This is a genomic window from Bacillus cereus group sp. MYBK15-3 (assembly GCF_051916765.1).
Taxonomy (GTDB): Bacteria; Bacillota; Bacilli; order Bacillales; family Bacillaceae_G; genus Bacillus_A; species Bacillus_A cereus.
The window spans coordinates 1-5,730 of the sequence record NZ_JBQAHG010000020.1 but is presented as its reverse complement, the minus strand read 5'-3'; the positions used below and the strand labels follow the sequence as shown (position 1 = coordinate 5,730).

Sequence of the window (5,730 nt, the reverse complement as noted above, 5' to 3'; positions counted from 1 at the left end):
TAGTTTGTCTAGCATCTAAAATAAAAATTGACGTTTCACGTTGTTTGTTTCGTTCAGTTTTCAAAGAACTACTTGGTCGCTCATTTGCGACTTCCTTATGTTAACATTTTCATCTTTCAATGTCAACTAAGTTTTTCATTTCGTTTGTCGCTTGCGATGTTAATGTCATCGGCGACTTGTTCTATATTACACCTCTAAAGTATAATCGTCAATACCTTTTTATAAAGAATTTCAATTTAATATTTTTATGCTCTTTTAGCTAGATACGTCTCTATAGGATTTCATTATCGGAGCACACCTTCTGCTTCTCTTTAATTTATTTTTCCAAATATATTTAAGTTAATTTGAACTCTAGACTTAACTTGTGTGGACGTTTTCCTCCAACAAAACTAGCAACCTTATTTTAACAAATACTAGTATATAATTAGAGAGTTGTTGTACTATCAATAAAACTCTATTAGAAGCAGGTGAAGATATGAAAGATATACGTATCCTTATAGCAGACGACGATAAAGAAATCCGAAATTTATTAAAAATATATTTAGAACGAGAATTATACATGGTAGACACTGCAATCAACGGCGAAGAAGCCTTGCATTTATTTAATCAAAATAAATATAACCTCGTTATATTAGATCTTATGATGCCCAAAATAGATGGAATCGAGGTATGTAAAAAACTTAGAGATAAAACTAACGTACCTATATTAATGCTCACAGCTAAAGATCACGAAGTTGATAAAATTTTAGGTTTAAGCATTGGTGCTGATGATTATATTACGAAACCTTTCAGCATTCACGAAGTAATTGCACGAGTAAAAGCTCTTATGCGGCGTTTTTTAGTTCTCGGAAGTAACAATACTACTCAAGAAAAAACAACTTTATCTTTTAAAGGACTAACTATCAATTTAAATACATACACAGTTCATACAAACAAAGAAGAAATTAGCTTAACCGGAAAAGAATTGGAACTGTTAAAATTCTTTACTTCAAACCCAGGGCAAGTATTTACAAAAACACAGCTCTTCCGAAATGTGTGGGACGATAATTATATAGAAGATGACAATACCGTTATGGTACATATTCGAAAACTTAGAAAGAAAATAGAAATTGACCCTTCCAATCCAAAATTCATTCAGACTATATGGGGAATTGGTTATAAGTTTGTAGGTGAAAAGCTTGAAGACTGATAAAACCCTCTTCCTTATTTCATTACAACTTATCATTTGCGGGATTTTAAACATACAAATGGGCCCAAGATTAAAAATGTCTTTATTTATTATCCTTATCTTAATTACAATTTATCTCTTCTTTTCAAGAATACAATTCATTCAACATCGTAAAGCAATGGATACTAAATTAAGTCGTGTACTAAAAGGAAACTTACAAACGAGATTATTCACAAGCAATGACCACTCATTACATAATATCGTTTTTTCAATAAACGAGCTAATAGCTAAATTAGAGCAGGTTCAGATTGAAGCCAAAAGATCCGAGGAATCCAGAAAACAACTTTTGTCTAGTATCTCCCACGATATACGAACACCACTCACCTCCATTATCGGATATATAGATGCTTTGAAAGACGGAGTTGCCGCTTCTGAAATAGAAAAACAAGAATATCTTAAAATACTCTATATGAAATCAAATAACTTAAAGCACCTAGTTGATGAAATATTCAATATGGCGAAGCTAGACGCTAATGAATTTCCACTAAAAGAAGAAGAACTCGACTTTTCTGAAGTTACTAGAGAAGTTTTGATTGAATTTTTACCTGAGCTCTCAAAACATAACATCGAACTGCAAATTCTCATACCAGAGTCTACTTGTCCTATCATCGCAGATCATCTAAGCATTATGCGGATTATCGGTAATTTAATGAAAAATGCAATTTATTACGGAAAGGATGGGAAAACAATAGGAGTCGAACTGCTAGAAGCTGATGCAGAATACAAACTTCATATTTGGGATCAAGGCCCTGGTATTCCAAAACATGATTTACAAAACATATTTGAGCGAATGTACCGAAGCGAACAATCAAGAAACTCTTCATTTGGTGGTAGCGGTCTCGGACTCTCTATTTCTAAAGCACTCGTTGAAAAAAATGGTGGGCATATATGGGTTGAAAGTACTCCATGGAAACGAACTACTTTTGGCTTTTCTGTTCCAAAACACAATACTTTTAAGAAATAGTTAAGAAATGATTAATATGCAGTTAAGCCTTCCTTTTTATGATGTAAGTAAGAACTTATAGAAAGCAGGTGTCTCCTATAAATACAATTATAAAAACGACTAACCTTACTAAAGTATATGGCAATCAAAAATCAGTAGATAATTTAAATATTAATGTTCAACAAGGAGAGATTTATGGCTTCATAGGCCGCAACGGTGCTGGTAAAACAACAACCATTCGTATGCTGCTTAGTCTTATAAAACCTACAAGTGGAACGATTGAAATATTCGGAGAGAACTTATTCCAAAATCAAAAAGATATTTTAAGCAGAATTGGTTCTATAGTTGAAGTTCCAGGATTTTATGAAAACTTAACTGCAAAAGAAAACCTACTAATTAATGCAAAGATAATTGGGGTTCACAAAAAGAATGCTATCGAAAAAGCATTAGAAATAGTAGGCTTGCAGCATGAGACAAAAAAGTTAGTAGGAAAGTATTCTTTAGGAATGAAGCAACGCTTAGGAATTGCACGCGCTCTTCTCCATTATCCTGAGCTACTCATATTAGATGAACCAACTAACGGACTAGACCCTATTGGTATTAAAGAAATACGAAAACTTATTCATTCTTTAGCTCAAGAAAGAAATATAACAATACTCATTTCTAGTCACATATTAGCCGAGATAGAACAGTTGGTCGATCGTATCGGAATTATTCATGAAGGAAAGTTACTAGAAGAGGTTTCTCTTGATACGCTGCGCAAAGCAAACCGTAAGTACATAGAGTTTCAAGTGAATAATGACGATAAAGCTGTGATGTTATTAGAAAATCATCTTCAAATTTTTGATTATGAAGTACATGATGAAGGAAATATTCGTATTTACTCTCATTTTGGACAACAAGGATACATAAACAGAACGTTTGTTCTTAATGATATTGAAGTATTAAAAATGATGATAAGCGAAGATAGACTAGAAGATTATTTCACCAAACTAGTTGGAGGTGGAACAATTGGTTAATCTACTCTATACAGAACTCTTAAAACTAAAACGCTCTAATATGTTTTTAATTAGCATTATTGGTGCTGGTGTCGCACCTTTCTTAGTTGTAGTAGCCTCTTATATACATATAAAAACAAAACAGCCTACTCCAACTATTTGGTTCCATCAATTATTCACTGACGTTAACTTATATACTACTTTAGTTATAGGATTCCCCTTATATGGAGTAGTGGTTGCATATTTGCTTACCCGTGAATATGCAGAAGATACACTGAAAAATTTACTAACTATCCCCGTGTCGCGCATTAGCTTTATTATAAGTAAATTCATCATTCTCTTTCTTTGGATTATGATGCTAACTTTAGTCGCTTGGGCACTTACTTTAATATTAGGGCTATTGGGGAACTTCCCTGGCTTTAACATTTCTTTACTTTTAGGTTCTTTCCTAGAATTTTTAATATGTGGTGGACTTCTCTTTCTATTGTCTTCACCTATTGTGCTACTAACTCTTGTAATGAAGAGCTATGTACCGCCCATTATATTAACAGTCATTATTACAATGACTAATCTTATGCTCGTAAACTCCAAGCATAAAGATTTATTCCCGTGGACCGCTACTCTAGATATCGCAAATAACGAATTACAACCGACATATCCACCAGAGTATTCTTATATCATCATTGCAGTAACGACAATTTCCGGATTTATTGCAACACTATTCTATTTTAAAAAAGTAGACATTCATTAATTTGTAGGAGTGAAACTATGAGCGATATCATTATTGCCTTCATACTCGGTATTGTAGAAGGATTAGCTGAATTTTTACCTATATCCTCTACTGGCCATCTTATATTAGTCGGGCATTTATTAGGCTTTGAGGGAGAAAGAGCGAAAACGTTTGAAATTGTTATTCAGCTAGGCGCAATTTTAGCCATTGCAATTTTATATCATAAACGTCTCGTTTCTTTATGTAATATTAAGCCTCTTCTACAGAAAGAAAAAAAATTCAACGCGTTCCATGTATTTCTTGGCGTATTTCCGGCAGTGGTTGCTGGTTTGCTACTACATGATATTATTAAAACATACTTATTCCAGCCATACACTGTTGTGATTGGACTTGTAGCAGGGGCAATTCTTATGCTCTTTGCAGAAGTAAAAAAGAAAGAGGCAGCAGCCTATTCACTGGACGATTTAACATACCGCCAAGCTTTAACAATCGGATTATTTCAGTGCTTAGCAGTATACCCTGGCTTCTCTAGAGCTGGCTCTACTATCTCTGGAGGTCTATTAGCAAAAGTAAATTATAAGACTGCATCTGAATTCTCTTTTCTAATAGCTCTTCCTGTAATGATTGGGGCTACAGGCTTAGACTTACTAAAAAGTTGGAAGTATTTAAGTGTCGATGACATCCCTATGTTTGCGGTAGGATTCATTACCTCTTTTATAGTAGCGATGCTAGCGGTAGTAACTTTTCTAAAGCTTTTAGAGAAGATAGGTTTAAAACCTTTTGCGTACTATCGTATTTTGTTGGCTATCTTATTTACGCTTTTCGTATTGCTATAGATTCATATAAGTCACATATTATTAAACTGATATTCAATTTAGAATATCGGTTTTTTTATCTATTTCAACTCTAGTATTACTCACTTCAATATGGCATAGTGATAATAAACTACCATTCATAATCTGAACGTTCTTTAAGTAACTACATCCTTTATCATAAAATGCAATTGGAAAATTAAAGATCCCATATATGTACAGAACATATTTACAAACTATATTCACTCCACATAGTATCTTTTTAATTTGCAAAACACTGATACAAATTAAAAATAAGTACAAAGGCATAACAAATAAATAAATTTCCTAGGAATTATAAAGAGATTAAATATTAATTAGAGTGAGGTGACGATAAAAATGAATCAATTAGCACAGACATATTGGGATACTTATTGGGGAAACAACAAAAAACCAGAATCTGTTACAGCTTGGCAATTTGGGGATGCCCCTAATTATCTTGCACAACTAGTAATTGACGGTATTAAAACAGCTACATGCTCCGGTCACATTTTTTATGAATTAGAAAATGAATCGCTACCGACTACTAATGATTATAGTATTATACTCAATAGTAATGATGAACCTGTAGCTATTATTAAGACAATAGAAGTAACTGTAACACCAATGAATGAAGTAAGCGAAGAATTCGCTATCGCTGAAGGCGAAGGAGATCGTACTTATAATTACTGGAGAGACACCCATGTTCGTTTTTTTACAAAGGAACTAAATGAGATTGGTCTTAATTTCTCTGAAGATATGTTACTCGTCTGTGAGCGTTTTGAACTTGTTGATGTGAACAATAAAGTAAAATTTTAATAAACTGAGATTTACCAGCCATTCTTATTTTTATAAACACAAAAAAGACGAGTCATTCTGACTCGTCTTAAAGTTGCTTGGCGACGTCCTACTCTCACAGGGACAAGGTCCCAACTACCATCGGCGCTAGAGAGCTTAACTTCCGTGTTCGGTATGGGAACGGGTGTGACCTCTCTGCCATC

At 33.5% G+C, this 5,730-nt stretch carries 6 protein-coding genes and 1 rRNA gene; 6 read left to right on the top strand and 1 reads right to left on the bottom strand.

The genetic code is table 11. From position 1 onward, the window contains the following. Positions 1 to 475 precede the first annotated feature (475 nt). The 6 genes from ACTFR8_RS30235 (at position 476) to ACTFR8_RS30210 (ending at position 5,548) form a co-directional block, all read left to right on the top strand. Entirely contained in the window at positions 476 to 1,189 is a 714-nt protein-coding gene (locus ACTFR8_RS30235) for a response regulator transcription factor (RefSeq protein ID WP_098300621.1), read from the top strand. After that, a complete protein-coding gene (locus ACTFR8_RS30230) occupies positions 1,179 to 2,192 on the top strand; it encodes a sensor histidine kinase (protein ID WP_000845335.1) in 1,014 nt (337 codons plus the stop codon). Before ACTFR8_RS30235 ends, ACTFR8_RS30230 begins: the two co-directional genes overlap by 11 nt. A 68-nt stretch (positions 2,193 to 2,260) precedes the next feature. Continuing rightward, positions 2,261 to 3,190 (top strand): ABC transporter ATP-binding protein, encoded by a 930-nt coding sequence (locus tag ACTFR8_RS30225; RefSeq protein ID WP_144608563.1) that lies wholly within the window; start codon positions 2,261 to 2,263, stop codon positions 3,188 to 3,190. Beyond that, positions 3,183 to 3,920: an ABC transporter permease gene (locus tag ACTFR8_RS30220; protein WP_000247716.1), complete on the top strand. Its 738-nt coding sequence runs from the start codon at positions 3,183 to 3,185 to the stop codon at positions 3,918 to 3,920. Before ACTFR8_RS30225 ends, ACTFR8_RS30220 begins: the two co-directional genes overlap by 8 nt. 17 nt (positions 3,921 to 3,937) lie before the next feature. Next, positions 3,938 to 4,735, top strand: a complete 798-nt coding sequence (gene uppP / locus ACTFR8_RS30215; RefSeq protein ID WP_001279960.1) for an undecaprenyl-diphosphate phosphatase UppP — start codon at positions 3,938 to 3,940, stop codon at positions 4,733 to 4,735. Positions 4,736 to 5,089: 354 nt separating this feature from the next. Next, a complete protein-coding gene (locus tag ACTFR8_RS30210; RefSeq protein ID WP_001072420.1) occupies positions 5,090 to 5,548 on the top strand; it encodes an ASCH domain-containing protein in 459 nt (152 codons plus the stop codon). A 75-nt stretch (positions 5,549 to 5,623) separates the two neighbouring features. Here the strand turns inward: ACTFR8_RS30210 and rrf are convergent. Further along, positions 5,624 to 5,730 (bottom strand): 5S ribosomal RNA (gene rrf, locus ACTFR8_RS30205); the annotation flags it as partial.

Coding starts and splice junctions, on each gene's coding strand:
- ACTFR8_RS30210 (WP_001072420.1), top strand. CDS start 5,090: ATGAATCAATTAGCACAGACATATTGGGATACTTATTGGGGAAACAAC.
- uppP (WP_001279960.1), top strand. CDS start 3,938: ATGAGCGATATCATTATTGCCTTCATACTCGGTATTGTAGAAGGATTA.
- ACTFR8_RS30235 (WP_098300621.1), top strand. CDS start 476: ATGAAAGATATACGTATCCTTATAGCAGACGACGATAAAGAAATCCGA.